This is a genomic window from Streptomyces sp. NPDC090088 (assembly GCF_044747345.1).
Taxonomy (GTDB): domain Bacteria; phylum Actinomycetota; class Actinomycetes; order Streptomycetales; family Streptomycetaceae; genus Streptomyces.
In genome coordinates this window covers 512,645-526,417 of sequence record NZ_JBIVDZ010000009.1, presented here as the reverse complement: position 1 = coordinate 526,417, position 13,773 = coordinate 512,645, and the positions used below count along the sequence as shown (strand labels likewise).

Annotated in this window: 18 protein-coding genes; 9 read left to right on the top strand and 9 right to left on the bottom strand. The window is 71.8% G+C overall.

Features of this window, described 5'->3' with window-relative positions; translation table 11 throughout:
- Positions 1 to 194 precede the first annotated feature (194 nt).
- Positions 195 to 821, top strand: a complete 627-nt coding sequence (locus ACIPSJ_RS39275) for a TetR/AcrR family transcriptional regulator (protein WP_401353023.1) — start codon at positions 195 to 197, stop codon at positions 819 to 821.
- A 196-nt stretch (positions 822 to 1,017) separates the two neighbouring features.
- Here the strand turns inward: ACIPSJ_RS39275 and ACIPSJ_RS39270 are convergent, their stop codons facing one another.
- Genes ACIPSJ_RS39270 through ACIPSJ_RS39260 form a run of 3 tightly spaced genes read right to left on the bottom strand, consistent with a single transcriptional unit; the run spans position 1,018 to position 4,365 of the window.
- Positions 1,018 to 2,610, bottom strand: coding sequence for an FAD-dependent oxidoreductase (locus ACIPSJ_RS39270; protein WP_401353021.1), 1,593 nt, complete (start codon positions 2,608 to 2,610; stop codon positions 1,018 to 1,020).
- Positions 2,607 to 3,512 carry an alpha/beta fold hydrolase gene (locus ACIPSJ_RS39265; RefSeq protein WP_401353019.1) on the bottom strand — a complete coding sequence of 302 codons (906 nt, stop codon included), beginning with the start codon at positions 3,510 to 3,512 and terminating at the stop codon, positions 2,607 to 2,609. Before ACIPSJ_RS39265 ends, ACIPSJ_RS39270 begins: the two co-directional genes overlap by 4 nt.
- A gap of 19 nt (positions 3,513 to 3,531) precedes the next feature.
- Positions 3,532 to 4,365: an alpha/beta fold hydrolase gene (locus tag ACIPSJ_RS39260; protein ID WP_401353017.1), complete on the bottom strand. Its 834-nt coding sequence runs from the start codon at positions 4,363 to 4,365 to the stop codon at positions 3,532 to 3,534.
- Between the two features lie 484 nt (positions 4,366 to 4,849).
- On the opposite strand from ACIPSJ_RS39260, the gene ACIPSJ_RS39255 reads away from it, so the two are divergent.
- The 3 genes from ACIPSJ_RS39255 (at position 4,850) to ACIPSJ_RS39245 (ending at position 6,572) form a co-directional block, all read left to right on the top strand.
- Positions 4,850 to 5,473 carry a sigma-70 family RNA polymerase sigma factor gene (locus tag ACIPSJ_RS39255; RefSeq protein ID WP_355723757.1) on the top strand — a complete coding sequence of 208 codons (624 nt, stop codon included), beginning with the start codon at positions 4,850 to 4,852 and terminating at the stop codon, positions 5,471 to 5,473.
- Positions 5,470 to 6,138, top strand: coding sequence for a hypothetical protein (locus ACIPSJ_RS39250; protein ID WP_401353015.1), 669 nt, complete (start codon positions 5,470 to 5,472; stop codon positions 6,136 to 6,138). The genes ACIPSJ_RS39255 and ACIPSJ_RS39250 overlap by 4 nt, the downstream gene beginning before the upstream one ends.
- Positions 6,139 to 6,293: 155 nt before the next feature.
- Positions 6,294 to 6,572, top strand: a complete 279-nt coding sequence (locus ACIPSJ_RS39245; protein ID WP_401353013.1) for a hypothetical protein — start codon at positions 6,294 to 6,296, stop codon at positions 6,570 to 6,572.
- A gap of 66 nt (positions 6,573 to 6,638) precedes the next feature.
- Here the strand turns inward: ACIPSJ_RS39245 and ACIPSJ_RS39240 are convergent, their stop codons facing one another.
- Positions 6,639 to 7,013 (bottom strand): cupin domain-containing protein, encoded by a 375-nt coding sequence (locus ACIPSJ_RS39240; RefSeq protein ID WP_359208918.1) that lies wholly within the window; start codon positions 7,011 to 7,013, stop codon positions 6,639 to 6,641.
- Between the two features lie 95 nt (positions 7,014 to 7,108).
- Between ACIPSJ_RS39240 and ACIPSJ_RS39235 the strand changes: the two genes are divergently transcribed.
- The gene (locus tag ACIPSJ_RS39235; RefSeq protein WP_401353011.1) at positions 7,109 to 7,555 is read left to right on the top strand and encodes a MarR family winged helix-turn-helix transcriptional regulator; all 447 of its coding nucleotides are present in this window, start codon (positions 7,109 to 7,111) and stop codon (positions 7,553 to 7,555) included.
- A gap of 170 nt (positions 7,556 to 7,725) precedes the next feature.
- The gene (locus ACIPSJ_RS39230; RefSeq protein WP_355717667.1) at positions 7,726 to 8,586 is read left to right on the top strand and encodes an alpha/beta fold hydrolase; all 861 of its coding nucleotides are present in this window, start codon (positions 7,726 to 7,728) and stop codon (positions 8,584 to 8,586) included.
- A gap of 73 nt (positions 8,587 to 8,659) precedes the next feature.
- Here the strand turns inward: ACIPSJ_RS39230 and ACIPSJ_RS39225 are convergent, their stop codons facing one another.
- On the bottom strand, positions 8,660 to 9,613 hold the full coding sequence (locus ACIPSJ_RS39225; RefSeq protein WP_401353008.1) for a lytic polysaccharide monooxygenase: 954 nt from the start codon (positions 9,611 to 9,613) through the stop codon (positions 8,660 to 8,662).
- A gap of 168 nt (positions 9,614 to 9,781) precedes the next feature.
- Between ACIPSJ_RS39225 and ACIPSJ_RS39220 the strand changes: the two genes are divergently transcribed.
- Complete coding sequence (locus ACIPSJ_RS39220) at positions 9,782 to 10,231, top strand: GNAT family N-acetyltransferase (RefSeq protein WP_355717671.1); 450 nt, start codon at positions 9,782 to 9,784, stop codon at positions 10,229 to 10,231.
- Between the two features lie 6 nt (positions 10,232 to 10,237).
- On the opposite strand, the gene ACIPSJ_RS39215 is transcribed toward ACIPSJ_RS39220, so the two are convergent.
- Positions 10,238 to 10,372, bottom strand: a complete 135-nt coding sequence (locus ACIPSJ_RS39215; RefSeq protein WP_355717674.1) for a hypothetical protein — start codon at positions 10,370 to 10,372, stop codon at positions 10,238 to 10,240.
- 140 nt (positions 10,373 to 10,512) lie between these two features.
- Here ACIPSJ_RS39215 and ACIPSJ_RS39210 point away from each other — a divergent pair, with 140 nt between their 5' ends.
- Positions 10,513 to 11,127 carry a class I SAM-dependent methyltransferase gene (locus tag ACIPSJ_RS39210; protein WP_359208930.1) on the top strand — a complete coding sequence of 205 codons (615 nt, stop codon included), beginning with the start codon at positions 10,513 to 10,515 and terminating at the stop codon, positions 11,125 to 11,127.
- A gap of 10 nt (positions 11,128 to 11,137) precedes the next feature.
- Here the strand turns inward: ACIPSJ_RS39210 and ACIPSJ_RS39205 are convergent, their stop codons facing one another.
- Positions 11,138 to 11,638, bottom strand: coding sequence for a DUF402 domain-containing protein (locus ACIPSJ_RS39205; RefSeq protein WP_401353005.1), 501 nt, complete (start codon positions 11,636 to 11,638; stop codon positions 11,138 to 11,140).
- The gene (locus tag ACIPSJ_RS39200; RefSeq protein WP_359208936.1) at positions 11,619 to 12,548 is read right to left on the bottom strand and encodes a GNAT family N-acetyltransferase; all 930 of its coding nucleotides are present in this window, start codon (positions 12,546 to 12,548) and stop codon (positions 11,619 to 11,621) included. Before ACIPSJ_RS39200 ends, ACIPSJ_RS39205 begins: the two co-directional genes overlap by 20 nt.
- Before the next feature lie 69 nt (positions 12,549 to 12,617).
- Here ACIPSJ_RS39200 and ACIPSJ_RS39195 point away from each other — a divergent pair, with 69 nt between their 5' ends.
- Positions 12,618 to 12,989, top strand: a complete 372-nt coding sequence (locus ACIPSJ_RS39195) for a GntR family transcriptional regulator (RefSeq protein ID WP_355717684.1) — start codon at positions 12,618 to 12,620, stop codon at positions 12,987 to 12,989.
- A 1-nt stretch (position 12,990) separates the two neighbouring features.
- Here the strand turns inward: ACIPSJ_RS39195 and ACIPSJ_RS39190 are convergent, their stop codons facing one another.
- A complete protein-coding gene (locus ACIPSJ_RS39190; RefSeq protein WP_401353002.1) occupies positions 12,991 to 13,764 on the bottom strand; it encodes a DUF72 domain-containing protein in 774 nt (257 codons plus the stop codon).
- Positions 13,765 to 13,773: the final 9 nt, after the last annotated feature.

Sequence of the window (13,773 nt, the reverse complement as noted above, 5' to 3'; positions counted from 1 at the left end):
GCGGTCATGCCCATCTCGCGGGCGATGGCGCGCAGCGTGATGGCGTCGACCCGCTTGGGCGGTCCGGTGGGCGTCATACCGGATACGGTGTTGCTGTTATGGTGCCGGCCGAGGAGGTGGGACGTTCCGTGACAGCAGCTGGACCCGCGCGAGAGGGCGCGGCATCGGTGCGGCGTTCGCCGGGGCGTCCGCCTGTGCCGCTGGAGCGCATCGTCTCCACCGCGCTGCGGATCGTGGACGAGGAGGGCGCCGACGCTCTCTCGATGCGGACGCTGGCCCAGCGCCTGGGCTCGGGCACGGCCACGCTGTACCGGCACTTCGACAACCGGGCGGCGCTGGTCGCCCACGTCGTGGACCGCATGTTCGGAGCCGTGCGGTTGAACGGCGGCGAACTCCTCGCGATGGGCTGGCAGCAGGCGCTGCGGACGGTCGCGCACACCATGTTCGACGCCCTGGCCCGGCACCGGAACGCGGCGCGGCTGATGGTCGAGCGGATTCCCCTGGGGCCGAACGCGATGGTGCTGCGGGAGCACTGTGTCGCGGTGCTGCTCGACAGCGGCTTCCCGCCGCGCACGGCCGCGCACGCGTACGCGACCCTGGCCCGCTACGTCCTCGGATTCGCCATCCAGGTCAACGGCCACGGCGGCGCGGGGGAACCCGACGACACACAACTCGCCGCCGTCTTCCGGAGCGTGGACCCGGAGCTGTTCCCGGCGACCGCCGCCGTCGCCGGGGCGATGCCCGTTCCGATCGAGGACGAGTTCTCCTTCGGCCTCGAACTCCTCCTCGACGGGCTGGCCCGCCTGCGCGACGACGTCTGACCCCTTGCCTTGCCCCGGTGCTCGGGCCCGGCCGGCGCGGACGACCTCGCACAGTTGCGCCTCGGCGTCGTCGCGGGGTGTCAGGCGTAGGTGTCCACGTCCCCTGGACGGTGCGCAGCAGCCGGTCCCCGGACTCGCGGAGTTGCTCCTTCCGGTGTCATCGTGACGACCCGAGCCCCGCGCAGCAGGGTGCGGCTCATGCGGGGGTCCCCGGACCGGGGGAGGGGTGGCTCTGCCGGGCCGTGGTGCGGCTCCTTGCCGGTGGCGTCATCGCGCGCACGGCGGTCTGGGTGGTGGTGAGGACGTCCCGGGTGGCGATGGACCCGAGGTAGCCGTCGGGGCGGATGAGCAGCAGCGTGTCGCCGGTCAGGCCGTAGGCACCGCGCAGGGTGTTCCCGGGGTCGGAGAAGGTGAGGCCGTCGGCCGGGGCCGCCCCGACGGTGAGCCGCTTCAGCCGGGCGCCGGCCGCCGGCCAGGGGAGGCGTTCGAGGTCCCGGGCCGCCCCGGGGCCGTAGGCGACGGCGGTGAAGTCCGGTCCGCGGAGGAGGTCGAACAGCCGGGTCCGGGTGCCGTCGGCGCCGAGCAGCTCGGCGTCCGGGGCGCGGTCGCCCACGCGCAGGGTGCCGGTGCGCTCGCTGTCGGCGGGGGCGAGCGGGCCGCCGTAGTAGGTCAGGGCGAGCTGTTGTTCGTCCTTGCCCCGCTTCATGCTCGACGGGTCGAGCCTGGCGATGCCGCCCCACTTCTCCGTGGACAGGCCGAGGACTCCGGCGGCGATCGGCTGCCGCTCGGCCTCGTAGGTGTCCAGCAGCGTCGCGTCGGCCCCGGCGAGGACCTGGCCGAGCTTCCAGCCGAGGTTGTAGCCGTCCTGCATGCCGGTGTTCAGGCCCTGGGCGCCGGCCGGGGTGTGGACGTGCGCGGCGTCACCGGCGAGGAAGACCCGTCCCCGGCCGTAGCTCCGCGCCAGGCGGATGTTGGGCCGGAACACCGACTTCCAGTGGATGTCGTGCAGCCGGATGCGCCGGTTGTGGGTGTGGTCGTGGATCCGCCGGAGGATGTCGGCCTTCTCCGACGGCGGCTCCTCGTCCGGCGTGAGACGGATCATCCACTGGAACAGGTCGCTGCCGGGGAGCGGGCAGGCGCCGATCAGCCGGCCGCCCCGGCCTGGCCACATGTGCCACCGGTCGCGGGCCAGGCCGGTCACGGTGGCGTCGACGATGAGCACCCGGTCGCTCTCGTCCGTCGTCCCGACGAAGCCGACGCCGAGCCGCTTGCGCACCGCACTGGAACCACCGTCGGCGCCCACGGCGTAGCGGGCGGCGATCTCCTCCGTGCCGTCGGGGCCCGTCACTTCGGCGACGACCGTGTCCTCGTCCTGGGCCAGCGCGGTCAGTTCCCTGCCGAACTCGATCCCGCGGCCGAGCTCACCGAGCCGGGCGTGCAGGGCCCGGTCCGTGCGGAACTGCGGGATCAGCCAGGTGTTGGGGTACGGGACGTCCGGGGTCGCCTCCCTGTGGGGGAACATCTTCCAGGGCACGGCGAGCGGGCCCGCGTGGAGCCCGAGCCTGGGATAGACGCTGCCGCCGGCCAGCACGGCGTCGAGGGCGCCGAGGTCTTCGAGGACTTCGAGGCTGCGGGGCTGGACGCCCTTGGCACGGGAGCCGTCGAAGGCATGGGGAGCCCTGTCGACGATCCGTACGTCGAGCCCCCGGCGTACCAGGTCGATCGCCAGGGCGGAGCCCGAGGGGCCCGCGCCGATGACCAGCACGTCGATGACCTGCGGGTGGTTCATGAGTCGGGCCTTTCGGTGTGTGCGGCCACGAACGGGACGAGCCGGTCGGCGACGTCGCGGGGCCGTTCGAACGGGGCCATGTGCCCGCATTCGGGAATCACGTGGTGGTGCCGGGGCCGCAGCAGGGCGCGTGCCGTGTCGAAGTGGACCGGCGGGGTGACGCGGTCCTCGTCGCCCCACAGGAGCAGCGTCGGTACGCCCAGCGCCCCCGTCTGCCGGAAGAGGTCGTCACGGCCGGAGACCCGCAGGTGCTGGAGCGTGTCGAAGACCGCGTACAGCGAACCCTCGAAGCGGAAGGTGTCGAGGACCATCTCGGTGAGTTCGGCGCCGAGTTCGGGGTCCCGGACGTTCTGCCCCAGGTGCCCCAGGAGGATCCGCCGGCCGCGCCGCCGGGCGACGGCACCGGCCAGCAGGTCGCTGCGCAGCAGCCGGTGCGGGGAAGCCGGCCGCGGTGTCGCGAGACCGGCGGGGCCGACGACGGTGAGGGTGGACACCAGCGGGCGGTACCGGGCGGCGTACGCCATGACGACCAGGGCGCCCATGGAGGTGCCGACGAGGTGCAGGGGCCGCGCCGTGAGACCGAGCCGGTCCGTCAGCTCGGCCAACTGCCGTACGAACAGCGTCTCGTCGTAGCGCGCCCGCACCCGGTCCGAGTAACCGCGGCCGTACGCGCTGCACGTCAGGGTCCGCAGCCCGTGGGCGTGCAGCTCGGTGACGAGTCCGTCCCAGTAGAACAGCGGGACGGTCAGTCCGCCCGCCATCACGACCACGTCCCCGTCCTCGGGGCCCGTCAGCTCGTAGTGCGTGACGCCGTCGGACAGTTCGGTGAAACCGCCGCGCAGGGCTCGCCGTGAGCCGGCGGTGAGCACGCGGTCCTCGCCCGACGCGACGAAGTACTTCATGGAACGGGCCTCCTCGGCCTCAGTGCGTGGGGGTGTCGGCGCAGGAGCCGAGGAACGTCGCGATCGCGTCCGCGACCCACCGCGGCTCCTCCTCCGGCAGCAGATGACCGCCGTGGGGATGCACCAGCTCCTGGGCGCCGGGGATGTCGCGGGCGAAGTGCTGGCCGTCGATGCCCGCGCTGCGCAGCACGAGCGTGCGCACCGCGATGCGGGGGATCCGCGTACTGCGGTCGGGCTGGTCGGTGTTGCAGAAGTCGACGAACGCCGAGCGGTTGCCGGGCCGGTTCATCAGCTGGTGGGCGCGGTCCACCATGGCGTCGTCCACGATCGTCGACCGGGAGCCGACGTTCGCGCGCAGGTTGCGCTCGATGGCACCGCGCGGCATCACCCGCCGCAGTACGGGGCGCAGCAGGGGGTTGCGGGTCAGCCGCAGGCCCGCCGGCACCGCCTTCTCCGGGTAACCGGTGGCGTTGACCAGCACCAGGCCGGTCAGCAGCTCCGGGTGGTCCAGCGCGAGGTTCCAGGCGATGTCGCCGCCCAGCGAGTTGCCGGCCACCGCGTAGGACGGCACCCCCAGTTCCGCCAGGAGGCCCGCCACCGTCGCCGCGTACGCCGGAACGCGGTAGTCCCGGTCCGCGCGCGGTCCTGTCAGCCCGAACCCCGGCAGGTCGGGGCGGATGACGTCGAACGACTCCGCCAGCAGCCCCGTCGCACGGTCGAAGTGCTGGAGCGAGGAGGCGCTGCCGTGCAGCAGCACGAGTGCCGGGCCGTGCCCGGCGCGTTTGTAGTGGATCCGCAGACCGTCCACCACGACGAATCGTGAATCGGACTGGGGCTCAGACCAGGTGCTCATAATGGCTACAGTGTTGCCGATAAGGTGACCGTGTCAAGGGGAGGCCCCCTGCGCGTCTCGGTGCCGGGTGGTCGGGTTCATCGACGACTGTTGTCACTCTTAGTGAAGCTTGGGGGTGTGTGCGGAGCGGGCGTGCGCTGCTGTGCGCTGGTGTGCGCCGGATGTGCGCGGGGGCGGTGGACCTGGTGTGATGCAGAACACGCTGGGGGTTACGCAAGACTGTTCGGCAGTTCACCCGGACGGGTTGGGCCTGGTCAAAGCGCTACCGAGGGTGACTAGCAGTGCTTGTTGAATATTGCAGCACGCGGTGGGGCGGGGGTGCCGGGCGATTTTTTCCCCGGGCCGTGAGTGATCCGCCCCAGGAATCACTTGAGTAGGTGTCAGGCCCAACGGGCCGTCGGCGCAATCGAGTTGGCGCCGGTCCCAGCCGACCCTCGATGGAGAGGAAGAGCCTGCCCATGTGCCGTGCCGCCGGGAGGTCCGCATGAGTCACGACGACGCCCCAGAGGGCGCCCCAACCCCGGACCAGGGCGTGAGGCTGTCGCAGTCCCTGTACCTGCCGCTGGACCTGCCGCTGGACTTCGAGGCCTTCTACCTCGGACACCAGGAACCGTTCCACGCCTACGCGGAAATCCACTTCGGGACCCGTGAGGCGGCCGAAGAGGTCATCCACGAGGTCTTCCTCCAGATCCACGCGGGCTGGACGGAACTGCTGAGCTCGGGCTCCCTCGAACAGGGCGCCTGGGCGATCATGCGGCGGGCCGTGCACGACCGCCTCGAACGCGAAGGCCGCGCACCGGCGTTCGTCATCAACGGGCCCATCGCCCAGGCGCTGGCCCCGGCGCTGGCCACGGCCCGGGACAAGCTGCAGAAGATGGAGTCGACCAGCGGGGTCTACGAGGCGATCGCGGAACTGCCCAACCGCCAGTTCGAGGTGATCGTGCTGCGCTACATCCTCGGCTACCCCACCGCCAAGGTCGCCTGGTACGTCGGCATCGACGAACGCACCGTCGGCCACCACCTGCGCCGCGGCAAGGAGCGCCTGCGCATCAAGCTCGGCCTGCCCGACGAACGCAAGAAGCCCCAGCAGAAGGGGGAACGACCGTGACCAGCGCTCTCGACGCCCTGCTGGACGAGGTCCGGCTGCCCGTCACGGCCCCGCGCCGCTTCGACGTCGCCGCGGGCCTTCGCCGGCTCGCCGCCGATGCCGGCCGGCGTACCCCGATCACCGAGATCGCCCGCGCGGCCCAGGCCGGCCAGCGCCTGGGCGTGGTGTGCCGGTGGGTGCTCAACGAACCGGCCGTCGCCGACCACGTCGCCAAGATCGCCGAAGGGCCGGACCGCGGGCCGCTGACGGAGGAACACCTGGACGTCGACGGCGCCCTCGCCTTCGCCTGTCTGCTCTACCTCACCCGCCACCCCGAGTCCGCCCAGTTCTGGTGGCAGCTCGCGGCGGGTGCCGGCAGCCGTGCCGCCGCCTACTGCCTGCACCTGCACCATCTGGCCCTCGGCGAGTCCAGGCGGGCCCGGCACTGGTTCCACCAGCTCACCCACTCCATGGCCGACACCGCACCCCCCGACCGCTCCTTCCTCGACGGCCTCGAACTCTTCGCCCGCTACGTCCGCGCCAACGGCTCCACCGCCCTGGCCCCCACCGGCGGTCTGGAGATCGAGATCGACCGGCTCGCCGCGCGCACCCCCGGCCGCGTCATAGTCGCCCGGCCCGACCGGCAACTGGTCGACCGGCTGCAGGAGTTCGCCGCCGGCCGCTGAACCGGTCCGAAGTCCGAAGAAGAGAAGCCCGAAGAAGAGAACAGGAAGAAGAGAGAAAGAAAAAGAAGGAGGGGAGCCCCGATCCGGCCACCGGTTCCGAGGCCACCGGCCGGGCGGACTCCCCGCCAGGACGCCATACGAAAGGGACGCCTTCCATGCACTTTAGCCCCCACCCGACCCCGCCGGGCAGGAACCAGCCGACCGCCCCGGCCCGCGTCACGCCCGGCCCCGGTCACCGCACCGCGACCGGCTTCGTCGGACTGGTGGTCTTCCTGCCCTGCCAGAACCCCTGCTGCGAGCCGCGCCAGCAGGGCCCGCGGAACTCGTCGACGCCCCCGCCCGCCGACGCTGTTCGAGGCGCGAGCGATGCGGAGCCGGTCGCCCGGGCCGCCCGGCCGCACACCGCCAAGACGCTGAGGCTCCCTCGCCCGTGACGCACGTCCGTGGCCGCCGCGGGAGTTCGACGGCGGCCACGGACACCCCATCCCCTTTCGTATACGTCAGTTGGCCCACGGCGGCGCGATCCGGGTGCCGTCGGACAGTTCCGCCTCCAGGCCGACGGAGGTGGTGACCCAGGAGAGCGCGGTGTGGTCGGTCGGGTTCTCGACGGCGAGGGTCGCACCGGGATTGACGATGACGGTGTCACCGGCGCGGACGCGGTCGGTGCGGCCGTCGAGGGTGATCAGGAGCTCGCCGACGAGCAGATGGAAGATCTCCTCCCGGGTGACGGTGTGCGCGGGGGCCTTGGTCCCGGCCGGGATCTCGCCGCGCCAGGCGCACAGCTCCTTGCTGCCGGTGAGGGGGGAGGCGTACGAGACGAAACGGGCGCCGTGGATCTCGTGCGTGGTGGCCTCGGCGGAACGGACGACGGGCATGGGTGCCTCCGTGGACAATATGGTCAAGCTGCTTGACTAGTTGGCTCCATGGTCAAGCCGCTTGACCATCCCGTCAAGGGTGTTTCAATGCCTCCGTGCAGAACTCCGAGGCCATGGCCCTGTCCGCAGCCCTGCTCGCCGCAGCCGGCGAGCTGACCCGGCGTATCGACGAGGGGGTCGTCGCGCGCGGTTTCGAGGGGGTCAGGCCCGCCCATGGCTTCGCCTTCGCACGGCTCGCCCCGGACGGGGCCACGGTCACCGAGCTCGCCGCGCATCTCGGGGTGACCAAGCAGGCGGCGAGCCAGCTCGTCGACGAGATCGTGCGCAAGGGGTACGCCGAGCGCCGGCCGCATCCGGGGGACGCGCGGGCCCGGCTGATCGTGCTCACCGAGCGGGGGTGGGCGTGCACGCGGGCCGCGGAAGAGGTGGCCGCGGAGGTCGTGCGGGGGTGGAGCGAGGTGCTGGGGGAGGGTGAAGTGCGCGTGTTGCGGCACTCTTTGGCCCGTATCGCGCCCTATGGTCCCTTGAGGCCCAGCTGGTGACACCCCATCAGGTATCCGGCGTGTGACCGGTTACCCGGAAGTTTTACTGACGCGTAACTTCACGCTTGCACTACTCGTCCGTAACTTGATGAGTGAACAGCATCCTTCGTGATCCGGATCACAGGGCGTAAGGCCGTCGTACCTCCCTTGAGCCGCAAGGAGATCACCCGATGCTGCCCTGGAAACGAGTGCTCAGACCCCTCACCGCGCTGCTCCTCGCCGCCGCCGTCGCCACCGTTCCCGCCGCCACCGCCCACGCCTCCAGCGCCCCCACCACCGGCTGGAACGACTACTCCTGCCGCCCCTCCGCCGCCCATCCCCGGCCCGTGATCCTGGTCCACGGCACCCTCGGCAACTCCGTCGACAACTGGCTCTCCCTCGCCCCGTACCTGGAGGACCGCGGCTACTGCGTCTTCTCCCTCGACTACGGCCAGCTGTCCGGTGTCCCCGTCTTCTACGGCCTCGGCCCCATCGACAAGTCGGCAGAGCAACTCTCCGCCTTCGTCGACAAGGTGCTCAGCGCGACCGGCGCCGCCAAGGCCGACCTCGTCGGCCACTCCCAGGGCGGCATGATGCCCCGCTACTACCTGAGGTTCCTCGGCGGCGCCGCCAAGGTGAACGCCCTCGTCGGCCTCGCCCCCGACAACCACGGCGCCACCCTCAGCGGCCTCACCAACCTGCTGCCGTACTTCCCCGGCGCCTCGGACCTGATCAAGGCCACCACCCCCGGCCTCGCCGACCAGATCCCCGGCTCCGCCTTCCTCACCAAGCTCAACGCGGGCGGCGACACCGTCCCGGGAGTGCACTACACGGTCATCGCCACCAAGTACGACGAGGTGGCGACCCCCTGGCAGAGCCAGTACCTGAGCGGCTCGGACGTCGACAACGTCCTGCTCCAGGACCTCTGCCCGCTCGACCTCTCCGAGCACGTGGCGATCGGCCTCTTCGACCGGATCGCCTTCCACGAGGTGGCCAACGCGCTCGACCCCGCGCACGCCTCCGCCACCACCTGTGCGTCGGCGTTCAGCTGAGCCGCTGCCCAACTGAACGCCGCCGGGGCCTGTCCGGCCTGAGCCGCCGGTCAGGCCCCGGAGTCATGAGGGATCAGTGCCGGCGCTCCCGCCGCCGTACCGTCAGGAAGAGCGCGCCGGAACCCAGCGCCAGGGCGGCGGCCCCGCCGATCGCGAGATACGGCGTGCTGCCGTCCCCACCGGTCGCGGCCAGCGTCGTCCCCGTCCCCGTCGCCGTCGCCGAGCCCCCGGCGGACTCGGGCGCGTCCGCCTCCGCGACCGGCTCGGCCGATGTGCTCGCGTCGTCGTCACCGTGACCGCCGTGCTCCACCGTCGACTTGTCGGCACCGGCCGCGATCTGTTCGTCACTGGGGGCGGAGGCGGCCGGCGCCGGCGAGGCGGCGGCGTTCGTACCACCGGCCCCGAAGTCCACGTCCGAGCAGGAGTAGAAGGCCTCCGGACTGTCCGAGCGCTGCCAGACCGCGTACAGCAGCTGGCGGCCGGTCCGCTCGGGGAGCGTGCCGGAGAACGTGTAGAAACCGCCTGCGGCGACCGGGTCGGTGGTGGTCGCGACCGGGTGGTCGAGGTCCAGATCCGCCCAGGCCAGCGGCTTGGCCGGGTCGTAACCGGCCTTGGTGAGATACACCTTGAAGGTGCCCTTGTGCGGCGCCGTCACCCGGTACTCGAAGGTGTACGACCCGCTGCCGACCTTCGTCGCCGGCCAGTCGGCGCGGGCCAGGTCGAGCCCCTTGAACTCGTCGTTGTTCGCACTGCACAGCTTCCCGTCCGGGATCAGCGCCCGGTGCTGCCCGTTCGCGTCCCCGATCCGGATGCCGTTCCAGTCGTAGAGGGCCTGGGTACCGCCGGCCGCGACCGCCGCCCTGCACGCGTCGGACGTGGGGCTCTCCGGGTTCTCCGCATAGCACTGGGCGACCCGGCTGACCGGATCGCCCATCGTCCCGTGCGCGCTCGCCGACCCGGCACCGAACACGACGGCTCCCACGCCGGCTGCGACGGCGGCGGCGGCCTTGCGGCGGGTTGCGACCATGCGGAGACTCCTCGGAACGGTCCTCGGGGATGGGCTGGATCCCGTGGGGGCGATCAGAAGCTAGCCCCAAGAAACCGTGAAATCTGCTGCTGGGAGCGGCTGAGGGAGATCCTTATGGTCGGCTTAAGGGAGAGCTGAGGCTGCGCTGAGGCAGCTAGCGTTCGGGGCATGAGCGATGACGAGATCCGGCCCGCCCGGGCCGCCGACGTACCGGCCGTGAAGGCTGTGACGGACATGGCGTACGGCCACTACATCGCGCGGATCGGAGTGGTGCCGCAGCCCATGGAGGCGGACCACATGGCGAACGTGGCCGCGGGCAGGGTGTTCGTCGTGGGGGAACCGGTGATCGGGCTCGTCGTCATCGAGGCGCACGACGACCACCTGTTCCTGGACAGCGTCGCCGTCCACCCCGACGCGCACGGCCAGGGGGTGGGACGGCGGCTGCTGGAGTTCGTGGAGGCACGCGCGCGTGCGCTCGGCCTGCCCGAGGTCAGGCTCTACACGAACGCGCTGATGTGGGAGAACCAGAAGATCTACCCGAAGTACGGCTACCAGGTCGTCGCACGGCGCGTGGACGGGCCGTACGACCGCGTGCACTACCGCAAGCGGCTGGACTGACCGTCCTCAGCCGTCCGGCCACCAGGTGCGTGCGATGTCCTTGCGCACCTCGGGGCGTCCGGCGGGGCGCTGGTCCGCCTCCTCGCGGATCCGGCGGCTGTCGGTCTTCTTCAGGGGCTTCTGCACGGTTGTGCGGCGCATGGGTGCCTCCTTCAGTGCCTACCGAGTTCCGTGGTGTCACGGAGGTAGACGCTTTCGGCGAGAGTTCCTCATCGGTGCCGGTCTGTCAGTGGTCGCAGTCACATGGACCGAGTGTCAGTGGCGGGTGTCACTCTTGGGGCATGACGAACGAGAGTGATCGGACGGTTGCGGTGAGTGTCGACTGGGATGCGGAGGCCGTCGGTTTCGACGAGGAGCCGGATCACGGGCTGCGTGATCCGGAGGTGCGCCTGGCCTGGGCGGGACGGCTCCGCGCCTGGCTGCCCGAGCGCCCCGCCGACGTCCTCGACCTCGGCTGCGGTACGGGCAGCCTGGCCCTCCTCGCCGCCGAGCAGGGCCACCGGGTCACCGGGGTCGACGGCTCCCCGGCGATGGTGGCGCGGGCCCGCGCGAAGCTCGCCGGGCGCGACGCGGTGTTCCTCCTCGGCGACGCGGCGGCACCCCCGGTGGGCGAGCGGCTCTTCGACGTCGTCCTCGTACGGCATGTGCTGTGGGCGCTGCCCGACCCCGCGCGCGTGCTGCGGCACTGGCGCGGGCTGCTGCGGCCCGGAGGGCGGTTCGTGCTGGTGGAGGGGGTGTGGGGGAGCGTCACCCCGGTCGGCATACCCGCCGACCGGCTCAGCGGCCTGCTGTCCCCGCTCACCGCGGACCTACGGGTGGAGCGGCTGTCGGCGGACGCGGTGCTGTGGGGGAAGGAGGTGGGCGACGAGCGGTACGCGGTGGTGGCGACGGTGTAGCGGGGGTGCTTCAGGTGAGCAGTGCCTCGAAACCGCCTTCACGGGCCAGGGACTCCAGCGCGTCGAGCGCCGCGGCGGCGGCCTCGGCGGCCGTCGGGTCCCGCTGCGCCAGCCCGCTCTCGGCGAACTCGTCCTCGTCCAGGCGCCGTACGTCCGTGCCGTCGGCGGAACGCCACAGGTCCAGGTCGAGATCCTCGACGACCAGCTCGGTGCCGGTGAGCGTCGCCGGGCGGGTGATGTCGCAGTACCAGCCCTTCAGCGTGCCGTCGGCGGTGCGAACCTCCTTCACGGCGTACCAGCGGTCGCGCCAGTAGAACTCGGTGAAGACATCGCCCTGTTCGAAGCGGACGAAGCCGAAGTCACGGGTCACGTCACCGGCCCACGGGGCGCGTACCGCGATCCGGGTGCCGTCGTCGTGCAGCAGTTCGGCGGGGTAACGGATCTTCGTGCGGCCCGCCTTGACCAGGACGACGTCCACCGCCGCCGTGGGCTCAGCCGAGTTCGCGGACATACCTGACCTCCGTTGCGCAGACTTCGTATCCGAACCACTTGTTGATCGCCAGCATCGGGCCGTTGCCGCTGTCGTTGCCCGTGAAGGCGTGGGTGAAGCCGGCGGCGCGGGCGCGGTGCAGGGAGTCGTTCTTGGCGAGCTTGGCCAGGCCCCGGCCGCGGAAGGCGCGGGCCGTGCCGGTCATGACGGTGCCGTAGCGATCGGCGCCGTCGGTGCGGGCCGCGCTGAACGCGGCGGGGCGGCCGTCCACCAGGACGACCGAGGTCAGCTCCTGGCTGAACAGCGGGTGCCGCCAGGTCTCGTCCAGCCAGGCCTCGTAGTCGGCGAACTCGATGTCGATGTCGCTCGGTTCGTCCAGGGTGGTCTCCGCGTCGAGCGCGAAGAGCGGGCGCGGGTCGTCGCCGAAGTCGGCGGCCGTGCGCACCTCGACGCCGGGCGGGGGAGTCCTGAGCGCGGGGAGCGTGCCGTGCGCGAGGTCGAGGCGGAGGAAGTGGGCGGAGCGGCTCTCGGTGTAGCCCCGGCGCTCGGCGAAGGCCCGGTTGGACGGGGCGTCCAGGACCCAGGCGTACGACGTGGTCGCGCCCGCCGCCGACAGGTGGGCCTCCGCCGTACGGGCGAGGAGGGCCCCGGCGCCCCGGCCGGTGCGCTCCGGATGCACGTACACGTTGGCGAAGCCCTGGCCCGGCTCCGGGCTCTCGTGGGCGAGGCCCACCTGGGCCGTGCCGATGATCTCGCCGGCGTCCTCCGCGACCAGCAGGCGCAGGTGCGTGGCCGGGTGGGCGTGGGTCAGGTCGTGGACCAGGGACTCCGGGGTGAACAGCATGTAGGGGAGGGCCAGCTGCCGGACCCGGGTGAACCCCTCGGCGTCGGACCGGACGTCGGGGCGCAGGTCGCGCACGATCACTGTCATGGGGCGCACGCTATGCGGGACGTGTACGGGGTGCCTCTCATTTTCTGGCGGGTGCGGGAGAATCGGGCCGTGACCTTGAAGATCCACATCGATGACAGCGCGCCGCCGTACGAGCAGGTACGGGCGCAGATCTCCGAACAGGCGCGGGGCGGGGTGCTGCCGGTGGGGTACCGGCTGCCGACGGTGCGTGGGCTGGCCGAGTCGCTGGGCCTGGCGGTGAACACCGTGGCCAAGGCGTACCGGGCACTGGAGACCGACGGCGTGATCGAGACCCGCGGGCGCAACGGGACGTTCGTCGCGGCGGCGGGGTCGGCCGCGGAACGCGAGGCGTCGTCCGCCGCACAGGCCTACGCGGAGCGCGTACGGCGCCTGGGCCTGGCGGAGGACGCGGCGCTGGCAGCCGTACGTGATGCCCTGCGGGCGGCTTACGGGGAGGGCTGAGTCAGCCGCCGCTCGTGCTCGGTTCCGGCGTACGGCTCACCACCAGCCCCGCCCGTTCCGCCGTTCTCCCGAACGCCACCGCGTCCCGGACCGCCGCTCCGCCCGGGTCGTTGTTGAAGTAGGTGTAGATGTCGGCCTTCATCGGGTAGGCCGTGGCGATGCGGTCGGCCCAGGTCTCCAGGGAGCGGCGGCCGTAGCGGGGCCAGGGGGTGGCCCGGCCCTCGTGGAAGCGGACGTAGGCCCAGTCGGTGGTGCGCCAGAGCGGGGTCATGGGGTGGGCCTGGACGTCGGCCCAGCACAGGGCGGCTCCCCGGGACTCCAGGACCTCCCGGGTCTCCCGTGTCCACCAGGAGTCGTGCCGGGGTTCCACCGCCACCCGCGTGCCGCGCGGGAAGCAGGACAGACAGGCGTCCAGCAGGCCCGGGTCCGCCTTGAGCGTCGGCGGGAGCTGGAGGAGGACAGGGCCCAGCCGGTCGCCCAGGCCGGCCGCGTGGGTCATCAGGCGGTGGACCGGCTCCGCGGGGTCCTTGAGGCGCTTGATGTGGGTGAGGTAGCGGCTCGCCTTGACCGCGATCACGAAGCCGGCGGGGACCCGGTCCCGCCAGGACGCGAAGTTCTCCCGACTCGGCAGCCGGTAGAACGCGTTGTTCAGCTCCACCGTCGTGAAACGCGCCGCGTACTCCTCCAGCCACCGGCGCACGGGCACCTCGGCCGGGTACAGGACGCCCCGCCAGTCCTTGTACTGCCAGCCCGAGGTTCCGACGAACAGGGGCATACCCCCATC